The organism is bacterium (assembly GCA_026129405.1).
Classification (GTDB): Bacteria; Desulfobacterota; Binatia; order DP-6; family DP-6; genus JAHCID01.
Window position 1 is genome coordinate 58,638 of the sequence record JAHCID010000012.1, and the last position, 18,035, is coordinate 76,672.

The following is an 18,035-nucleotide window of genomic DNA, read 5'->3' on the forward strand; positions in this document are numbered from 1 at the left end:
AACTCCGCGGCACCGCCCTCCCCCCATGGGGAAGATCCTTCATCGGTACATCCTCCGCGAGATCCTCGTTCCGTTCCTGCTCGGGCTGGCGATCTTCACGTTCGTCCTGCTGCTCGCCAGGCTGCTGAAACTGATCGAGCTCGTCGTCAACCGCGGACTCCCCCCGCTGCGCATCCTCGAGCTGCTGGGGTACTTGATGCCGTCCTTCCTCGAGGTCACCGTTCCGATGGCGATGCTGCTCGCCATCCTCATCGCCTTCGGTCGCTTGTCGGCGGACTCGGAAATGGTCGCCTTCCGCAGCTCCGGCTTGAGCCTCTACCAGCTCGCCCCACCGGTCGCCACGTTCGTCCTCGCCTGCGCCTTGCTGACTTTCGCGTTGTCCATCGTCGCGCGCCCCTGGGGCAACCGCTCGCTGCGTTGGGCCCTCTTCGACATCGCACGGACGCATGCTGCCGCAGGGCTGAAGCCACAGGTCTTCAACGAAGAGTTCCCCGGCCTCGTGATCTATGCCGAGCAGATCGACGGCAAGGACGATCGGCTCCTCCGCGTCCTCATCTCGGACGACCGAGACCCCCTCCAGCGCAACACGGTGTTCGCCCGCGAGGGCGTCATGCTGTCGGACGTCCAGGCGCAGACCATCACCCTGCGCCTCCGCGACGGCAGCATCCACACGACCGACGCGGAGGGTGGTGCCGACTATCAGACCGATTTCGAATCCTACGACGTCAATCTCGATCTGCGCGAGGCGCTGTCCGGGCTCCAGGACGAGGAGGCCAAGCCGCGCGAGATGCCGATGGGGCAGCTGATCACCACCATCGCCGAGAAGCGGGACGCTGGCGAGCCCGTGGAGGCCGAGCTGGTCGAGTTCCACCGCAAGTTCGCCATCCCGTTCGCATGCATCGTGTTCGGCCTGGTCGGCGTTCCCCTCGGCATCGAGCCCGCTCGTGCGGTTCGCTCACGTGGCTTCGCCGTGAGCCTCGCGGTGATCTTCGGCTACTACATCCTGCTGTCGGCAGGACAAGCGCTCGCCGAGCAGGGTGCAGTCCCGGTCGTCGTCGGTCTCTGGCTTCCCAACCTGGGCTTCGGCGCGCTCGGCGTCCTGCTGTTGCGCCGAGCGGCACGGGAGCAGCCGCTCCTCGGCGAGCGCATGCACGAGCTCGGCGATGCACTCCGCCTCCGACTCACCCGCGCGGTCGCCCGTGGGGGTGCCTCGTGAGGCGCTGGCGTCGCCAGATGCTGCCGGTCATCGGCAGCCATCTCCGCCGGGAGTTCCTCCGCTCCTTCGCGCTCGTGCTCGTCGCGTTCGTCGCCATCTACATCATCGCCGAGTTCTTCGATCAGTTCGACGAGTTCCTGAAACACGACGCGTCGGCCTGGGACATCCTGCGGGTGTTTCTCTACAAGGTGCCGCTCGTCGTCACCCACGTGACGCCGCTGGCCGTGCTCGCGGGCGCGCTCGTCGGTCTCGGGTTGCTCGCGCGCAGCAACGAGTTCGTCGCGCTGCGCGCGTGCGGCGTCAGCATCTGGCAAGTGCTGGCCCCCCTCGTCGCCGTCGCCATGCTCATCAGCATCGGCACGTTCGTCTGGAGCGAGACGGTCGTGCCTGCGAGCGCGCGCCGTTGGCACCAGATATGGAACCAGGAGATCAAGAAGAAGCGCTCCGCCAGCTCGTTCACCGGACGCGAGGTCTGGTTTCACGGCAAGGCGGGTTTCTACAACATCGCCCGCGTCGGCTACCGGCGCCGCATGCTCTTCGGTCTCACGATCTATCAGGTCGGACCCGACTTCCGCCCGACACGCATGATCCAGGCCGCCGCCGCGGCCTGGAACGGCCAGCGCTGGGACATCGTGGGCGCATACACGCGTGAGTTCACCCCCGACGGTGTCCGTGACGTCGATGGCTCCCCACCGGGCTTCGAGCTCCCCGAGAGCATGGACGACTTCCGGGTCGTCTCGGTCGAGCCGGAGGAGTTCAGCTACGCCATGCTGCGACGCCAGATCGCAACGCTCCGAGGCAAGGGTGTCGACGTCTCCGAGAGCTGGGTCGATCTCTACCTCAAGATCGCGCTCCCCGCGGCCAGCGTCGTGCTGATGCTGGTGGCGGTACCCCTCGTCGCTCGCGGGTCGCGCGTCACGAGCCTGCCCGCCGCGGCAGGATTCGGGTTCACGCTCGGCTTCGCGTTCTTCATCGTGCTCGCGTTCGCGCGCGCGCTCGGACAAAACGGCGCATTGCCACCCCTTCTCGCCGCCTGGACCGCGAACGGACTCTTCGCGCTGCTCGCCGGCTACTACCTGCTCGGCAACGACTGACGCCCGGCCGGGCGTCAGGGCACGAGCGCCGGCGTCTCGAGCGCCGTCGTCTCGGGCAGGTCGAGCAGGAGGTTCATGTTCTGGACCGCTTGGCCGGCCGCGCCCTTTCCCAGGTTGTCGATCGCGGTGACGACGATCGCCTGGCGGGCGGCCTCGTCCCAGAACCACCCGATGCTCGCACGGTTCGTCCCGCGCACCTCCCGCAGCTCCGGCGGCTCACTGCCGCGGAGCACGACGAAGGGCTCGTCCGAATAGGCGTCGCCGAAGATCGCGTCGAGGTCGGGGCGCCCGTCAGGCATCGCGACGTACATCGTGCTCAGGATTCCGCGGTTCACCGGCAGCAGGTGGGGCACGAAGACGATGCCGCCGGCCCCGCCGGCGACGCGCAGCTCCTGCTCGATCTCCGGCTGATGTCGGTGACGACCGACGGCATAGGGGCGGAAGTTCTCGTTCACCTCGGCGAACAGCTGCTCTACCTTCGCACTCCGCCCCGCGCCCGTCGTCCCCGACTTCGAGTCGACGATCACCGGACCGCGGACCAAGCCCGCACGCGCAAGTGGCGCGAGGCCCAGCAGCGCGCCGGTAGGATAGCATCCGGGGTTCGCCACGAGCCGCGCGCCCCGAATCGCATCGCGCCCGAGCTCCGGAAGGCCGTACACCGCCTCGCGGAGGAGATCCGGCGCGGGATGGTCGCCGTACCATCGTGTGTGCACCGCGGGATCACGCAGCCGGAAATCGGCCGATACGTCGATCACCCGCCCCCCCGCCCCGAGCAACGCGCGAACGTGCGGCGCAGCGGCCCCGTGCGGCAGCGCCGTGAATCCGATCGCGCAGCCTGCTCCAGCGACCGTGCTCGGATCGGCCAGCGGCGCATCGACGACCCCGCGAAGGAACGGGTAGACGTCCGACGCGCGCTTGCCGCGGTACTGCTCCGACGAGAGGAACGCCAGCGCGACGTGCGGGTGCCGCGCCAGTATCCGCAGCAGCTCGACGCCGGCGTAACCGGTGGCTCCGAGCACCGCGACCGGCACACGCCGATCGTCCCGCGAGGCCGAGGACATGGGCGGAACCTATGCGACGCGCACGCCGCAGGCAACGCGGCTCAGCGCTTCGAGTACTGCGGCCGCTTGCGCGCCTTGTGGCGCCCGTACTTCTTGCGCTCCACCTCACGCGAGTCGCGCGTGATGAAGCCTGCTTTCTTGAGCGTGGAACGCAGCTCCGGGCTCACCTCGAGCAACGCGCGCGTGATGCCATGGCGAATCGCGACTGCCTGCGCCGCCACACCACCGCCCTGAACGTTCACCTCGACGCGGTATTGGCCCTTCGTCTCGGTGATCTCGAACGGCTGATGCACGATCATCCGCGAGGTCTCGCGCCCGAAGTAGTCTTCGAGCGTGCGCTTGTTGACGATGACCGCACCGTCGCCAGGCATCAGCCGCACCCGCGCGACCGACGACTTCCGCTTTCCCGTTCCCCAGGTGACCTGCTGCTCTGCGCTCATCTCGTACCTTCCTGCACTCAGGGAAGCGGATCGGGCTTCTGTGCCCGATGAGGGTGATCGGAGCCGGCGTACACCTTCAGCTTGGTGGCCAGCTGCCGCCCGAGCCGATTCTTGGGGAGCATCCCCTCGACCGCCTCGTGGATGATGCGGGTGGGCTGCTTGGCAAGTACCTCGGCAGCGGTCGCCGAACGCAGGCCGCCTGGATATTCGGAGTGGCGGCGGTACACCTTGTCCGCCAGCTTCTTGCCCGTGAGACGGATCTTCTCCGCATTCACGATGACGACGAAATCGCCCGTGTCGGCGTGCGGCGTGAAGCCGGGCTTCTCCTTGCCGCGCAGCACCCGCGCCACCCGCGAGGCCAAGCGCCCCAGCACCTGCCCATCCGCATCCGCGATGAACCAGTGGCGCGCATCCCGTGCCTCTTCAGTGGTGAGGCTCCTCGTCATTCGTGTCGTCGGCATCGTGTTCCCGAAGAAAAATAAATTGTGTAACGGGGCCGACGAGACTCGAACTCGCGACCTCCGGCGTGACAGGCCGGCGTTCTAACCGACTGAACTACGACCCCGTGGTGCAGCGGGCGTGACTACCCGAACCTGAAGCGTCTTGCAATCCCAGTGGGACGGCATCTCCGCTCCGCCCATCGGACGCGCCCGACGTCGACGATGGGCGGTGCGCGGATCGAACGCGCGACCCTCGGCTTGTAAGGCCGATGCTCTACCGCTGAGCTAACCGCCCGAGCGCGAGCTCAGTTCAAGCGGTCCTTCAGCGACTTGCCGGGCTTGAACTTGGCCGACTTGGACGCGGCGATCTGAATCGCCTCACCCGTCTTCGGGTTACGTCCGGTCCGTGCCTTACGCTCGGAAACCGCGAAGGTCCCGAATCCGGAAATGTTCACCTTCACACCCTTGGCGAGCGCTTCTTCGATGTCGTCGAACACGACGTTCACCGCGCGCTCCGCCTGACCTCTCGGCAGATCGAGCTTGCTGGCGACGGATTCGATCAAGTCGGCCTTGGTCATCGCCCCTCCCCTTCCCGCTTGCGAGCGGCTCGTCTAGCAACCGACATACGGACTGTCAATCCGAATGCCTTCGTACGTGCTCGCGCAACGAACGGTCAGTGCGTGACGATGTCGCTATCGGTGTCTGCCGGCGAAGAGAAGGGCGTCGTCGCATCCCCCGGCGGCACGCTGGTCGCGCCGGCCGGCGGCTTGCGGAGCCACGACTCCGGATCCTCGAGAACGAGCGCCTTCCGCAGCACCTGGTCCATGTGCTCGACCAGCTCGATCCGCACCGTCTTCAGCACCGCCGCGGGGATATCCCGGATGTCCTTCTCGTTCTCGATCGGGATCAGCACGCGGCGAATGCCACCGCGGTGCGCTGCGAGCACCTTCTCCTTGAGGCCGCCGATCGGCAGCACGAAGCCGCGCAGCGTCACCTCGCCGGTCATCGCCACGTCGTTCGCGACGGGAATACGGGTGAGCGCGGAGACGAGCGCCGTCGCCATCGTGATGCCCGCCGACGGCCCGTCCTTCGGAATGGCACCCTCGGGAACATGGATATGCAGGTCGAGCTTCTGATAGAAATCCCGCTCGAGTCCGAGCTCGTCGGCGCGCGAGCGCACGTAGCTCATGGCCGCCTGGGCCGACTCCTGCATCACTTCACCGAGACGGCCGGTAATGATGAGCTTACCCTTGCCAGGCAACACCGCGACCTCGGTCGGCAGCAGCTCGCCACCGAGATCGGTCCACGCGAGGCCGGTACACACGCCGATCTTCTGCTCGACGGCGGCCTTCCCGTACCGATACCGCGGCGGGCCGAGGTAGGGCACCAGGGACTTCTGCGTGACGCGGATGTGGGCGTCGCGGTCCTTCTTCACCACCTCGACCGCGACCTTCCGGCAGACCGCCGCCACCTCGCGCTCGAGTCCGCGGACCCCAGCCTCCTTCGTATAGTGACGAATGAGGGCCATGAGGGCCGAATCGGTGAAGGTGATGTTCTTTTCCTGGAGGCCGTTCGCCTCGCGCTGCTTCGGCACGAGGTAGCGCTTGCAGATGTTGAGCTTCTCGACCTCGGTGTACCCCGCGATCCGGATGACCTCCATGCGATCCAGCAGGGGCCTCGGGATGCGCTCGAGGTTGTTCGCGGTGGTGATGAACATCACCTTCGACAGGTCGTAGTCGACGTCGAGGTAGTGGTCGTTGAAGGTGTTGTTCTGCTCCGGATCGAGGACCTCGAGGAGCGCGGACGACGGGTCGCCGCGGAAGTCCGTCGACATCTTGTCGATCTCGTCGAGCAGGAAGACCGGGTTGGACGAGCCGGCCTTCTTCATCGACTGGATGATCTTGCCGGGCAGCGCGCCGATGTAGGTACGACGGTGACCCCGGATCTCGGCTTCGTCCCGCACGCCGCCGAGCGAGATGCGGATGAACTTGCGACCCGTCGAGCGCGCAATGGAGCGACCAAGCGACGTCTTGCCGACTCCCGGAGGACCCGCGAGGCAGAGAATCGGCCCCTTCAGGTGTCCGACGAGGCTCTGAACCGCCAGGTACTCGAGGATGCGCTGCTTCACCTTCTCAAGGCCGAAGTGGTCCTCTTCGAGGACCGTCTCGGCGACGGCGATGTCCAGCTTGTCCTCGGTGTACTCCTGCCACGGGAGCGAGATGAGCCAGTCGATGTAGTTCCGGACCACGGTGGCCTCGGCCGACATCGGTGACATCATCTTGAGCTTCTTCAGCTCCTTCTCCGCCTTCTCCCGGGCCTCGGCGGTCATCTTCTTCTGCTTGATCTTCTCCTCGAGCTCCTGGATCTCGTTCTTGAACTCGTCCTTCTCACCGAGTTCCTTCTGGATCGCACGCATCTGCTCGTTGAGGTAGTACTCCTTCTGGGTCTTCTCCATCTGCTTCTTGACCCGGGAGCGGATGCGCTTCTCGACCTCGAGGATCTCGATCTCGGACCGCATGAAGCCGAGCACCTTCTCGAGGCGCTCGGCCGGGTTCAAAAGCTCGAGGAGCGTCTGCTTGTCTTCGAGCTTGATCCCCAGGTGCGCGACGATGGTATCGGCGAGCCGCGCCGGATCGTCGATGGAGGCCACCGACATGATCATTTCCGGCGGGATCTTCTTGTTCAGCTTGACGTAGTTCTCGAAGGCCGCGTTGACGCTGCGAACCAGCGCCTCGACCTCGGTGGTCTTGTCGCAGGTCTCGTGGATCGGGTCTGCCTCGACGAGGAAGAACTCGCCGTGATCGAGGTACTTCGCGATGCGGGCGCGCTGCTTGCCCTCGACCAGCACCTTGACGGTGCCGTCGGGGAGCCTGAGCAGCTGCACGACCGTGCCGAGCGTGCCGACGCGATAGATGTCGTCCTCGGCGGGCTCGTTTGTCTTGGCGTCTTTCTGTGCAGCAAGCAGAATGAACTTTTGCTTGTTGACAGCCTCCTCGAGCGCACGGATCGACTTCTGCCGGCCGACGAACAGCGGCACGACCATGTGTGGGAAGACGATGATGTCCCGCAGAGGCAGGAGCGGAACCCGCAGGTCGTTGCCACCGGCAGGATTCTGCGGATCACGCTTGTCGTTTCGGAACAGCATCCACGATCCCCCGTTTCCCGATCAGGGCCGGACTCGAACGGCCGGGCTCAGGCGGTTTCGGCCGCCTTCTGGTAGAGGACGATCGGCTGCTCGCGGTTCGTCACGACCTCTTCGGAGATCAGGACCTCTTTGATGTTGGGCTGCGAGGGGATGTCGTACATCACGTCGAGCATGATGTTTTCCATGATCGCCCGCAGACCACGCGCGCCGGACTTCCGCTTGAGCGCCTCGCGCGCGATCGCGCCGAGGGCACCGTCGGTGAAGCGGAGATGCACGCCTTCCATCTCGAACAGCTTCTGGTACTGCCGCGTGAGCGCGTTCTTCGGCTCACGGAGGATGCGCACCAGGGCCGTTTCGTCGAGTTCCTGCAACGTCGCGATGACTGGGAGTCGGCCGACGAACTCGGGGATGAGTCCGAACTTCAGCAGGTCCTCGGTCTGGACCTCCTCGAGCAGTTCGCTCATTCCCTTGTCGTCCTTGCGACGGATATCGGCACCAAACCCCATCCCCTTGACCCCGATCCGCCGACGGATCAGGTCCTCGAGGCCCACGAAGGCCCCGCCGCAGATGAAGAGGATGTTGGTGGTGTCGACCTGGAGGAACTCCTGCTGGGGATGCTTGCGGCCACCCTTCGGGGGCACGCTCGCGGTGGTTCCTTCGATGATCTTCAGCAACGCCTGCTGCACGCCCTCGCCCGAAACGTCCCGGGTGATCGAGGGGTTGTCGCCTTTGCGGGCGATCTTGTCGATCTCGTCGATGTAGACGATCCCGCGCTGGCACTTCTCGACGTCGTAGTCGGCGTTCTGAAGCAGTGAGAGTATGATGTTCTCCACGTCCTCACCGACATATCCCGCCTCGGTGAGGCTGGTGGCGTCGGCGATCGCGAACGGCACCTGGAGGAAGCGAGCCAGCGTCTGCGCCAACAGCGTCTTGCCCGAGCCGGTCGGACCGATGAGGAGGATGTTCGACTTCTGCAGCTCGACGTCTCCGGTCACCAGCTGAGAGTCGATGCGCTTGTAGTGATTGTGGACCGCGACCGCGAGGATCTTCTTGGCGCGCTCCTGACCGATCACGTACTGGTCGAGGACCTTCTTGATCTCCGAGGGCTTCGGGACCGCGGACGTTGAGGCGATCGCCTCCTCCTGGTCACACTCCTCGGCGATAATGTCGTTGCAGAGGTCGATGCACTCGTCGCAGATGTAGACCGTCGGCCCCGCGATCAGCTTGCGAACCTCGTCCTGGCTCTTGCCACAGAACGAGCAGACGAGGTTGCCGGTGCGGTCGTCCCCGTGCTTGGCCATTTCGCCCCCTTAGACCTTGAGCTTGCCGGGACGGCTCACGATGACTTCGTCCACGATACCGTACTCCACGGCCTGCTTCCCGGTCATGAAGAGGTCCCGGTCGGTATCCTTCTCCACCTTCTTCAGGCTCTGGCCCGTGTGCTTCACGAGGATGTTGTTCATCTGCTCGCGGAGGCGAAGGATTTCCCGGGCCTGGATGTCGATGTCAGCCGCCTGACCCTGCACGCCGCCGAGCGGCTGGTGGATCATGATACGGGCGTGCGGCAGCGCGTAGCGCTTGCCCTTGGCACCCGACGCCAGCAGCCACGCCGCCATGCTGGCAGCCTGGCCGAGGCAGATCGTCGACACCTCCGGCCGGATGTACTGCATGGTGTCGTAGATCGCGAGACCCGCCGTGACGGAGCCGCCGGGCGAGTTGATGTAGAGGTATATGTCCTTCTCCGGATCCTCGGATTCGAGGAAGAGCAGCTGGGCGACGATCAGGTTGGCGATGTCGTCGCCGATCGGCGTGCCCAGGAGGATGATGCGATCGCGGAGGAGGCGTGAATAGATGTCGTACGCACGCTCGCCGCGGCCGGTCTGCTCGATGACGATGGGGACGAGGTTGGCTTGCATCGGCCCGGAGTCGGAATCTTCCCGACCGTCGTGGATACTACCGGCTTTGGTTCTCACGGGCAACTTGCTCAGCCTCCGCAGCAGGCATGATCTTTGCGCGCTCCACCACACGTTCGAGGGCCCGCACGCGGGTCAGCCGCGCGCGCAGCGCGGCCTGGGCCTCGGGACGCTGATAGTACGCGCGGACGCGCTCGGGTGCCTGCCCCTCCCGAGCTGCGACCGCCTCGATCTCCTGCTCGACTTCGGCGTCGCCCACCGACAGCCCCTCGCGCTCGGCGATCGCGTCGAGCACGAGCTCGGCACGCACGTCGCGCTCGGCACGCGGCCGCAGCTCGGTGCGTGCCGCCTCGAGCGCCGCCTCCGCGTCGGCGCCGGGCGGGACGCGGAAGTCGAGGCTCGCGAGGATGGCGTCACAACGACGGTCCACCAGCGACGACGGCACCTCGAACGGATGCTGCGCGACGAGCTGGTCGATGAGCGCCTCGCGCACGTGCGCATCGGCCCGCGCCGCCGCCTGCCGCTCGAGGTCGGCGCGGATCCTACCGCGCAGATCGCCGAGCGACTCCGACCGCCCATGATCGCGCGCGAAGTCGTCGTCGAGCGCCGGCAGCTCCTTCTCGCGCAGGTCGACGACCTCGACGTCGAACTCGGCCGTCTTCCCCGCGAGCGACGCGTTCGCATAGTCGGCCGGATACGGCACGGCAATCGTCACCTGGGCGCCTCGCGACTGCCCGACCAGCTGCCGTTCGAGCGCCTGCGGGAAGCTGCCACCACCGGCTTCGAGCATGACGTTCTCGCGCCGCTGTGGCTCCGCCTCGGGAAAGCGCGTCGTCACGTTCACGGTGACGACGTCACCCGACTCGACCATCGCACGCTCGACCGGCCGGAGCTGGGCCACCGATTCACGCAGCTGCTCGACGACACGGTCGACGTCGGCCTCCTGCACCGCGATGTGCGGGCGCGAGGCCTCGACCGTCGCGAGGTCGCGGAGATCGATGACCGGCCGCACGTCGACGAGAGCGCAGTACTTGAGGGCCTCGCCGGGCGTGATGACGTCGGCGTCGATCTCGGGGGTGCCGATGATCGCGAGCCGGTGCTCGTGCACCGCGTGATGGAACGACTCCTCGACCAGCCGCCCGAGCACTTCGCGACGGATCTGCTCGCCGAACATGCGCTCCAGCACGTGGCGCGGCGCACGCCCTGGCCGGAACCCCGGAAGGCGCGCCTGACGGCCGACGAGCGAGAACGCGCGATCGAGCTCGCGCGTGACGGTGGGGGCAGCGACTTCGATCGCGAGCCGCTTGCGGCTCGGACCGACCTCTTCGAGGGTGCTCTTGGCTGACTCCATGCGACTCATGCTCGGCGCGTCGGGCAATGCGAGAGGGGGGACTCGAACCCCCACGGTTGCCCGCGAGATCCTAAGTCTCGTGCGTCTGCCAGTTCCGCCACTCTCGCGTCGTGCCGGTCCGAACCCAGGGCTCACACCCTTAACAACGGCCCTCGTGCAAGACAAGCCAACGCGGCGCCCGGCGATGCCCGCAAACGCGTACTGTCGCCGTCAGCGCGACGTGCCGTCCGGCATCGCCAGCTCGACGACGTTGCCCTCCGGATCGCGCAGGTAGATCGAGAGCGCGTACCCGCGCGCTCCGTAGCGGGTCGTCGGCTCGCCGATGGTCTCGACGTGGTTCGCCGCGAGCCAGCGGAGCACGTCGTCCATTCCCGTCGGTGCGATGGCGACACAGACGTGATCCATGTTCGCCGCCTCGCGCGGTGCGCTGCTGGCATCGGGCACGAGATCGACGAGGCTCGCCCCCGCGCGTAGCTGGACGAGGCCGATCGCCTCCACGCGCCGCTCCTCCACGCAGCCGAGAACATGCTCGTAGAACGCACGCGTGCGGTCGAGGTCGCGACAGCGCAGCACGACGTGGTCGAGCCCGGCGATGTGAACCGGCCGGTCCATGTCAGGCCGCCGTCACGCCCGGCTGCTCAGCGGACGACCTTCGCGCCCCGCAGATTGTACGGCACGCGCACGACGGTCGTGCCGCTGCCGAGCGGGAACCCGAAGTTGACGAGGTAGAGGTCGCGACCGAAGCGCCCTCCGCCGAACGCCACGCTCGCCGGCCAGTCGAGGAGCGGGTCCGTCGACAGCGCTGCCGCCGCCCCGCCCCCGGACGGCACGACCCAGAGGGTGTCGGCGCCGACGGCGAGCAGGTTGCCGCGGCGATCGAACGCGATGCCGTCGGCACCCGCGATGCCGGTTCCCCACACCGTCGCGCTGCCGAGCGTGCCGTCGCGCGCGATCGGCAGGCGCACCACGTTCCCGAGGCCGGTCTGCGCCACGTACAGGTATCCGTCGCCGCCGAGCGCCATCCCGTTCGGAAACCCGAGGCCTGCAGCGCGCACGATCGGCGTCCCGCCCGTGATGTCGACGATCGTACCGTCGAGCGACGCGCTCGCGAGAACGTACCCGCGCTTGGTCTGGACGATCCAGTTCACGCCCGGCACGCCGCCCGCGTAGACGCTCGCGTAGCCGGTCGCCGGATCGACGCTCCACACGCGCCCCGCCCCGAACGACGCGAGCAATATCCGCCCGTCGCGCAGCACGCTGACGCCGGCGAGCGGCTCGCCGACGTTGGCGAGCAGCGTCGACGTGCCGTCGGGCGCGAAGCGCAGCACGTCGCCCGTCGACGTGCCGACGACGAGTCCCCGGTTGCCGCGCTCGAACGCCAGCCCTTCCGGTCCGGCGACGCCGCTCGCAAACAGCGTCGGCATCCCGGCCGTCGGAACCGGCGCGGCGCCTGCGCTCGGAGCGCAGGCCAGCAGAAGGGCCAGAAGCACGTGCGAGATCTTCGGCGACATGGAGAGGGCTGTAGCAGAGCGGGCGCTGCGCCGGCCAGCACGCCGTCAACGTCGTGACGCTTTCCGGGGCCGAGACGACGGGCCCATCCTCGGCGCCGGGCGATCGACGCCGGGCATGGGCCTTGCTCTCGCCGTCCGGCTCCATGCGTGGCGAACTCCAGGCGACGGCGCGCCGCGGGACGACCGAGGCGGCACTGCTCGAGAAGATCGAGGAGCTGTCGTTTCTACGCGCCCTGAACGACCGCCTCGCCCACGTCCCGGACTTCGCCTCCGCCTGCCGTGCCCTCGTGGAGCTCGTCTGGGCCGAGCGGCCTGTCGACCTCGTCGCCTACGCTTCGGTCGACCACCAGCGCCGCGTCTGCCGGCTCGAGGCCATGGCCCCAGAGGGTGGCCCACCCGCGAGCGAGGCATTCCTCGACGCCGCGCGCCTGACCGCATTGCTCGAGCAGACCGAGCCGACGGCGCTCGAGACGGCGCCCCTGCCCGGCCTCGCCGGTGCACCGGGCGACTGGCTCCTCTGTGCGCCCACGCGAGTGCGCGACGTCACGAGCGGCTTCCTATTCGTACGCGGCACGGGCGACGAGGACAGCGAGGCGATGCGGCGCCTCCTCGCCATCGTGGCGACGTCGGCCGCACTGGCACTCGACGCCGCGCGACGCGAAGCGCGCGAGGAGTTCCTCGCCATGCTGCGCCATGACATCAACAACCCGGTGGCCGTGGCGCTGGGCTACACCGAGATGCTCGGCGACGCGCTCGTCGCCGGCGGCCACACGGAGCTGAAACGCCTCGCCGACTCGGTGACGCAGGCGCTGACGTCGGTCGCGGACCTGGTCTCGAACACGCTGCACCTGACGGCGATCGAGCAGGCGACGCCGTGGCTCCACCGCAGCGCCTTCGACCTCACCGCGCTCGCGCGCGAGACCGTCGAGCAGCTGCGGCCATGGGCCGAGGCGCAACACATTGCCTGCGCACTCGAGGGGCCGTCCGTCCAGGTCGACGCCGACCGTCGCCAGCTCGGTCGCGTCGTCGCGAACCTCGTCGGCAACGCGATCAAGTACACGCCGCCCGCGGGCCGCATCCGCGTGCGCGTCGCTCGCGACGGACGCGACAGTCTGCTGTGCGTCACCGACAGCGGTCACGGCCTCACGGCGGACCAGCTGGCGCACGTGTTCGAAAAGTACGCCCGCTTCCACCGCCACCTCGGCATTCCGGGCACGGGCCTCGGGCTCTACCTGTCGCGCGCGATCGTCGAGGCACACGGCGGCTCCATCCAGGTCGAGAGCGCCCGGAACCGGGGCTCGACCTTCGTCGTGCGCCTGCCGCCGACGCGCGTCAGTGCCGCAGGGCGGTGACGTCGAAGAACACGGCCGTCGTGCTCTCGCAGGTCCGGCACTCGAGCCGCGCGACGCGATAGCGCCGTTCCTCCGCGTCGCGCGTACCTTCGCCCTGGAGCGCATAGGCGCCCCCGCACGGACACCGACGCCGGGCGAGCACGAGGTCCATCTCGTCGAACGACGTGACCGCCACCGCTCGCTCGATCGAAGCCCCCGGCGCCCGCGCCGCCGCGCGCTCGCGCGCGACCCGCCGCCCGCGCCGGACCCCGGTGGCGACGAGGGCCGCGAGCAGCGCCAGCGCGAGGAGGAACCCGATCACGCCGGCCGAGCGCCTCCCACCTCTACCAGGTCCGAACAGGCCCGGTGTCGAGGTGGACGAACCCGGACCGCGGGTAGTAGCCGACGCCGCCGGCGCGCAACGCCAGCGCGACACGGCGGACCTGGCTCAGATCGCGCGACGGCACGTAGATGTCCACGGCGCGCCCATAGAGGTGGAAGCTATCCTTGGCGACGCCCGAGTGACGCCTGCGGAGCCGGTTGCGCTCGTTCGTCTGCCGGGTCCGGAAGCCCGACACGAGGTGGAACGCCTCCGGGGTCGCGAGCGCCCGGCGTACCGCGTACATGATATCGAGCACCGCGGGATCCATCGGGTGGATCGTCCCGGTGCGGTGGTCGCGCATCACGTGATCGATCGCCGCGAGCTGATCGCTCTGATAGCGCCCGTCGACGAAGTAGTCGGCGCGCACGGACTCACCGGTGTGGATCGAGTAGAGCGACAGCGTGCGCACGGGCGAGCGTGCCGCCTCCGCCAGCTCCGGTCCGAGCATCCAGCCGAGTGCGAGAGCACCTCCGACCTTCAGCAGATCACGCCGCGTGTGGGCTCCCATCATCCCATCCATCATCAACCTCCCCCCGGGGAGCGGTCTCCGCGTTGTCTTTTCGGTCACGCACGGGCCAGGCTTGAGCGGCGCGTCTACACCATGGCGGTGCCGCCGCCAACCCTTGGACCCTGATCGGTCGCTACGCCGCGCGCTCCGGTCTCGTGCGACGCCCGACCGCCCACACGAGCCGTGCGTCCCAAAGCCGTGCTTCCCAACCGAGGGCTCGGGTCCGTACACTCCCGCAGGAGTCGCCGGGTCGATGATCTCCGCCTGCGACGACCGCCCGCGGCGCTGCGCCGCGCTTGCCCGCGCACCGTGGCGGCAGTCGCGCTTGCGCCGGACGCGCGCCGACCGCTACCCTGCGGGCGACTCATGTCGCGCCGGCTCTTCGCGAGCGTCCTCGCGCTCTGGCTCGCCGTCCCGTCGCTCGCACACGCCGAGCCGCCGCTCCAGGCCGCCGCGCGTGATCTCGTCGGCGCCGATCAGGGCGTGTACGTCGTCACCGCGAGCGGGGAGGTGCTGGCGTCGCAGATGGCCGAGCGCGCCGTGCACCCCGCGTCGGTGTCGAAGGTGCCGACGACGCTCGCCCTGCTCGCCCGCCTCGGCCCCACGCACCGCTTCACGACGCGCGTCTTCGCCGGCGGCCCCGTCGTCGATGGCCGGCTGCGCGGGGACCTCATCATCGAAGGCGGTCACGACGCCTTCTTCGTCTCGGAGAACGCGTTCCTCGTCCTCGCCCGGCTCGACGCGCTCGGCGTCCGCAACGTCGACGGCGACCTCGTGGTGCGCGGCCCGCTCATCTTCAACTGGAAACCCGACGACGGTCGCCGGATCCGCGACGCGCTCACCGGCAAGGACAGCGAGGTCGCGTGGCACGCGGTGGTCGCCAACGGGAGCGCCCGCGGCTCGCTGGCCGAGGCGCGGTTGGCGTTCGCCGCCACGGCGCCCACAGGTGAGACCGAGCCGACGCTGCTCCTCGCGCATCGCTCCGAGCCCCTCGTCCCGCTCGTGAAGGCGCTCAACGGCTACTCGAACAACGTCTTCCACTACCTGTCGGACGCCATCGGCGGTCCGCCGGCGGTCGAGGCGATCGCAAAGGCCGCAGTTCCGGCCGAGATGCGCGACGAGATCGTCCTCGACAACGGCGCCGGCGCCGGCACGACGAACCGCCTGAGCCCGCGCGCAGCCGCGCTCATCGTGCAGGCCCTCGAAGCGGAGACGCGGCGCCACGGGCTCGAGCTCACCGCCGTGCTGCCGGTGTCCGGTGTGGACGAGGGCACGCTGCGCGCGCGGCTGAAGGACCATCCCGCCACCGTCGTGGGCAAGACGGGGACGTTCGGCGGCGTCGGCGCCTGCGCCCTCGTCGGCGTCGTGCGGACGCGGCGCTGGGGCGAGGTCACGTTCGCGATCCTGAACCACTTCGTACCCGTGCCCGATGCCCGGGCACGCCAGGACGCCTTCGTCCGCGCGCTCATCGCGGCCGGGAACGCCGAGCCTTGGCCGTACCGGCGTGCCGACGACGGCCCGGCGTTCACCCGCGTCGTCCTCGAGTAGGCGCCGCGCCGCGCGTTGCTGCCCGCGCGCGGCGCTCGCTGCTCGACCCCGTGTCGAGCAGCGCCGTCGCGAACGGCGACGGCTTCGAGGGCCGCAAACGGAAACGCCCGGGCAGAGGAGCTGCCCGGGCGTTTCCGTTTCCGACGACGACCGACGCGACGAAAGGCGTCGAGTCAGGCTATGGGCCGCGCAGGAGTCGAACCTGCGACCCGCTGATTAAGAGTCAGCTGCTCTACCAACTGAGCTAGCGGCCCGAAAAGGGTGGGACGCGGACGCGGCCCACCCGAAGATGGGGTGAGTGAAGGGAATTGAACCCTCGACACCCGGAGCCACAATCCGGTGCTCTACCAACTGAGCTACACTCACCACCGTCGTCATTCGTTTCACAGCGTCGAGAGGATCACCGAGGAGGAGCGCGCCAGAAGGGATTCGAACCCCTGACCGACGGCTTAGAAGGCCGTTGCTCTATCCACCTGAGCTACTGGCGCAAGCGCTGGTCGGGGCGAGCCGATTTGAACGGCCGACCACCTGCTCCCAAGGCAGGTGCGCTACCTGGCTGCGCTACGCCCCGGCATCAACCTCCATACGTGGGCGTGGGCAGTAGCACGCGCCCCCGGCGTCACGCAACGCTGGGGGCCTCGCGAAGACGCGCCGCGAGCGCCCGAATCGCGAGCGCGCGGTGGCTGACGGCGTCCTTCTCCGCGGCAGCGACCTCCGCGAACGTACGGCCCAGCGCATCGGCGACGAAGATCGGATCGTAGCCGAAGCCGCTCCGCCCTACGGGCACGCCGGCGATGACGCCCGGGCAGGCGCCGGTCGCCGTGACGACGCGACCGTCCGGCCACGCGAGCGCGACCACGCAGACGAAGCGCGCGCGCCGATCGGCGCGGCCCGCGAGCTCCCGCAGCAACCGCTCGATGCGGGCCGCGTCGTCCGCCGCCCAGCGCGCGGAGTAGAGCCCCGGCGCGCCGTCCAGCGCCTCCACCTCGAGGCCGGAGTCGTCCGCGAGCGCGGGCCAGCCCGTCGCCGTCGCGACGGCGCGAGCCTTCAAGATGGCGTTCTCCTCGTACGTCGCGCCGTCCTCGGGCGGCAGCGTGAAGACGGGAAAGGCGTCGAGCGCGCGCACCTCGAGCAGCGGCCAGGCGGCGAGCATCGTGCGCAGCTCGCCGACCTTCCCGCGGTTGGCCGTCGCCAGGACGATGCGCGCGGGGCTCACCGGCCGCGCGGCAGGTCGACGCCGGCTTCGCGCAGGAGCGTGCGCTGCATCCCCGTCAACGTGGCGATGCCCTCGCGGCCCAGGGCCAGCATCCGTCCGAGCTGCGCGTCGGTGAAGGGGCGGCCCTCGGCCGTTCCCTGCACCTCGATGAAGCGTCCGGCGCCGGTCATGACGAGGTTCAGGTCGACCTCGGCGCGGTGGTCTTCGGCGTACGGCAGGTCGAGCACCACCTTGCCGTCGACGACGCCGACGCTCACCGCGGCGACGCTGCCGGTGAGCGGCAGGCGCGGCAGGAGTCCGTTCCCGACGAGCCGCTGGAAGGCGATCGCCAGGGCGACGAAGCCGCCGGTGATGGACGCGGTGCGGGTTCCGCCGTCGGCTTGCAGGACGTCGCAATCGACGAGGACGGCGCGCTCGCCGAGGGCGCCTAGGTCGACGACGGCCCGCAGGCTACGCCCGATGAGGCGTTGGATCTCCTGGGTGCGGCCGCCTGGGCCGCGGCGCTCGCGCTCGATACGCTCGGGGGAGCTGCGCGGCAGCATCGCGTACTCGGCCGTCACCCAGCCGCGGCCCTTGCCGCGCATCCACCCGGGCACGGATTCCTGCACCGTCGCGGTGCAGATGACGCGGGTGGAGCCGGTCTCGATCAGGACGGACCCCTCGGCATCGGGCAGGAACCCCGGCGTGCACCGAACGGGGCGCAGCTCCGCGGGACGACGACCATCGGGCCGACCCGCTCGTCGGGATTCAACCATCGCCACGAAGCGACCGATATAGCCCCTGTGCGGCAGGACGCATGCGCGAGCGCATAGCACGGCGCGCCGCGCGGTCGAAACGCTGCTTGCGAGATGAATCGAGCACCTGAAAGGTGAAAACCCA

18 protein-coding genes and 7 tRNA genes are annotated in these 18,035 nt (G+C 68.7%); 4 read left to right on the plus strand and 21 right to left on the minus strand.

What is annotated here, in order from left to right:
• Positions 1-25: 25 nt before the first annotated feature.
• Together lptF and lptG are read left to right on the plus strand one after the other, a co-directional pair.
• Positions 26-1,216 carry an LPS export ABC transporter permease LptF gene (gene lptF, locus KIT14_25455; protein MCW5893871.1) on the plus strand — a complete coding sequence of 397 codons (1,191 nt, stop codon included), beginning with the start codon at positions 26-28 and terminating at the stop codon, positions 1,214-1,216.
• Positions 1,213-2,310 (plus strand): LPS export ABC transporter permease LptG, encoded by a 1,098-nt coding sequence (lptG, locus tag KIT14_25460; protein MCW5893872.1) that lies wholly within the window; start codon positions 1,213-1,215, stop codon positions 2,308-2,310. Before lptF ends, lptG begins: the two co-directional genes overlap by 4 nt.
• 14 nt (positions 2,311-2,324) lie before the next feature.
• On the opposite strand, the gene argC is transcribed toward lptG, so the two are convergent.
• From argC to KIT14_25525, 13 genes are all read right to left on the minus strand, one after another.
• Positions 2,325-3,371: an N-acetyl-gamma-glutamyl-phosphate reductase gene (argC, locus tag KIT14_25465; GenBank protein MCW5893873.1), complete on the minus strand. Its 1,047-nt coding sequence runs from the start codon at positions 3,369-3,371 to the stop codon at positions 2,325-2,327.
• A 41-nt stretch (positions 3,372-3,412) separates the two neighbouring features.
• Positions 3,413-3,811 (minus strand): 30S ribosomal protein S9, encoded by a 399-nt coding sequence (gene rpsI, locus KIT14_25470; GenBank protein ID MCW5893874.1) that lies wholly within the window; start codon positions 3,809-3,811, stop codon positions 3,413-3,415.
• Positions 3,812-3,828: 17 nt separating this feature from the next.
• Positions 3,829-4,257: a 50S ribosomal protein L13 gene (rplM, locus tag KIT14_25475; GenBank protein MCW5893875.1), complete on the minus strand. Its 429-nt coding sequence runs from the start codon at positions 4,255-4,257 to the stop codon at positions 3,829-3,831.
• Positions 4,258-4,302: 45 nt separating this feature from the next.
• Positions 4,303-4,376, minus strand: a tRNA-Asp gene (locus KIT14_25480).
• Between the two features lie 98 nt (positions 4,377-4,474).
• Positions 4,475-4,546: transfer RNA gene (locus tag KIT14_25485), tRNA-Val, on the minus strand.
• A gap of 10 nt (positions 4,547-4,556) precedes the next feature.
• A complete protein-coding gene (locus tag KIT14_25490; protein MCW5893876.1) occupies positions 4,557-4,829 on the minus strand; it encodes an HU family DNA-binding protein in 273 nt (90 codons plus the stop codon).
• 95 nt (positions 4,830-4,924) lie between these two features.
• Positions 4,925-7,396, minus strand: a complete 2,472-nt coding sequence (gene lon / locus KIT14_25495; protein MCW5893877.1) for an endopeptidase La — start codon at positions 7,394-7,396, stop codon at positions 4,925-4,927.
• A 47-nt stretch (positions 7,397-7,443) separates the two neighbouring features.
• The gene (gene clpX / locus KIT14_25500) at positions 7,444-8,697 is read right to left on the minus strand and encodes an ATP-dependent Clp protease ATP-binding subunit ClpX (GenBank protein ID MCW5893878.1); all 1,254 of its coding nucleotides are present in this window, start codon (positions 8,695-8,697) and stop codon (positions 7,444-7,446) included.
• Between the two features lie 9 nt (positions 8,698-8,706).
• Entirely contained in the window at positions 8,707-9,312 is a 606-nt protein-coding gene (clpP, locus tag KIT14_25505) for an ATP-dependent Clp endopeptidase proteolytic subunit ClpP (protein ID MCW5893879.1), read from the minus strand.
• 37 nt (positions 9,313-9,349) lie between these two features.
• A complete protein-coding gene (gene tig, locus KIT14_25510) occupies positions 9,350-10,660 on the minus strand; it encodes a trigger factor (GenBank protein MCW5893880.1) in 1,311 nt (436 codons plus the stop codon).
• A 27-nt stretch (positions 10,661-10,687) separates the two neighbouring features.
• Positions 10,688-10,767: transfer RNA gene (locus tag KIT14_25515), tRNA-Leu, on the minus strand.
• Positions 10,768-10,870: 103 nt separating this feature from the next.
• Positions 10,871-11,272: a VOC family protein gene (locus KIT14_25520; GenBank protein ID MCW5893881.1), complete on the minus strand. Its 402-nt coding sequence runs from the start codon at positions 11,270-11,272 to the stop codon at positions 10,871-10,873.
• A 26-nt stretch (positions 11,273-11,298) separates the two neighbouring features.
• On the minus strand, positions 11,299-12,084 hold the full coding sequence (locus KIT14_25525; GenBank protein MCW5893882.1) for a hypothetical protein: 786 nt from the start codon (positions 12,082-12,084) through the stop codon (positions 11,299-11,301).
• Between the two features lie 230 nt (positions 12,085-12,314).
• Between KIT14_25525 and KIT14_25530 the strand changes: the two genes are divergently transcribed.
• Positions 12,315-13,523 carry a HAMP domain-containing histidine kinase gene (locus KIT14_25530; protein MCW5893883.1) on the plus strand — a complete coding sequence of 403 codons (1,209 nt, stop codon included), beginning with the start codon at positions 12,315-12,317 and terminating at the stop codon, positions 13,521-13,523.
• On the opposite strand, the gene KIT14_25535 is transcribed toward KIT14_25530, so the two are convergent.
• Together KIT14_25535 and KIT14_25540 are read right to left on the minus strand one after the other, a co-directional pair.
• Complete coding sequence (locus KIT14_25535; GenBank protein MCW5893884.1) at positions 13,504-13,824, minus strand: hypothetical protein; 321 nt, start codon at positions 13,822-13,824, stop codon at positions 13,504-13,506. The two genes, KIT14_25530 and KIT14_25535, sit on opposite strands and share 20 nt — an antisense overlap.
• Positions 13,825-13,846: 22 nt before the next feature.
• Positions 13,847-14,395, minus strand: a complete 549-nt coding sequence (locus KIT14_25540; protein ID MCW5893885.1) for a DUF882 domain-containing protein — start codon at positions 14,393-14,395, stop codon at positions 13,847-13,849.
• 363 nt (positions 14,396-14,758) lie between these two features.
• Here KIT14_25540 and KIT14_25545 point away from each other — a divergent pair, with 363 nt between their 5' ends.
• Positions 14,759-15,940: a D-alanyl-D-alanine carboxypeptidase gene (locus KIT14_25545; protein ID MCW5893886.1), complete on the plus strand. Its 1,182-nt coding sequence runs from the start codon at positions 14,759-14,761 to the stop codon at positions 15,938-15,940.
• 181 nt (positions 15,941-16,121) lie between these two features.
• Here the strand turns inward: KIT14_25545 and KIT14_25550 are convergent.
• From KIT14_25550 to rph, 6 genes are all read right to left on the minus strand, one after another.
• A tRNA-Lys gene (locus KIT14_25550) sits at positions 16,122-16,194 on the minus strand.
• 36 nt (positions 16,195-16,230) lie between these two features.
• Positions 16,231-16,306, minus strand: a tRNA-His gene (locus tag KIT14_25555).
• A 48-nt stretch (positions 16,307-16,354) separates the two neighbouring features.
• Positions 16,355-16,428, minus strand: a tRNA-Arg gene (locus KIT14_25560).
• A 6-nt stretch (positions 16,429-16,434) separates the two neighbouring features.
• A tRNA-Pro gene (locus tag KIT14_25565) sits at positions 16,435-16,511 on the minus strand.
• A gap of 48 nt (positions 16,512-16,559) precedes the next feature.
• Positions 16,560-17,156: an RdgB/HAM1 family non-canonical purine NTP pyrophosphatase gene (gene rdgB / locus KIT14_25570; protein MCW5893887.1), complete on the minus strand. Its 597-nt coding sequence runs from the start codon at positions 17,154-17,156 to the stop codon at positions 16,560-16,562.
• Positions 17,153-17,911 carry a ribonuclease PH gene (gene rph / locus KIT14_25575; GenBank protein MCW5893888.1) on the minus strand — a complete coding sequence of 253 codons (759 nt, stop codon included), beginning with the start codon at positions 17,909-17,911 and terminating at the stop codon, positions 17,153-17,155. The genes rdgB and rph overlap by 4 nt, the downstream gene beginning before the upstream one ends.
• Between the last annotated feature and the right edge of the window lie 124 nt (positions 17,912-18,035).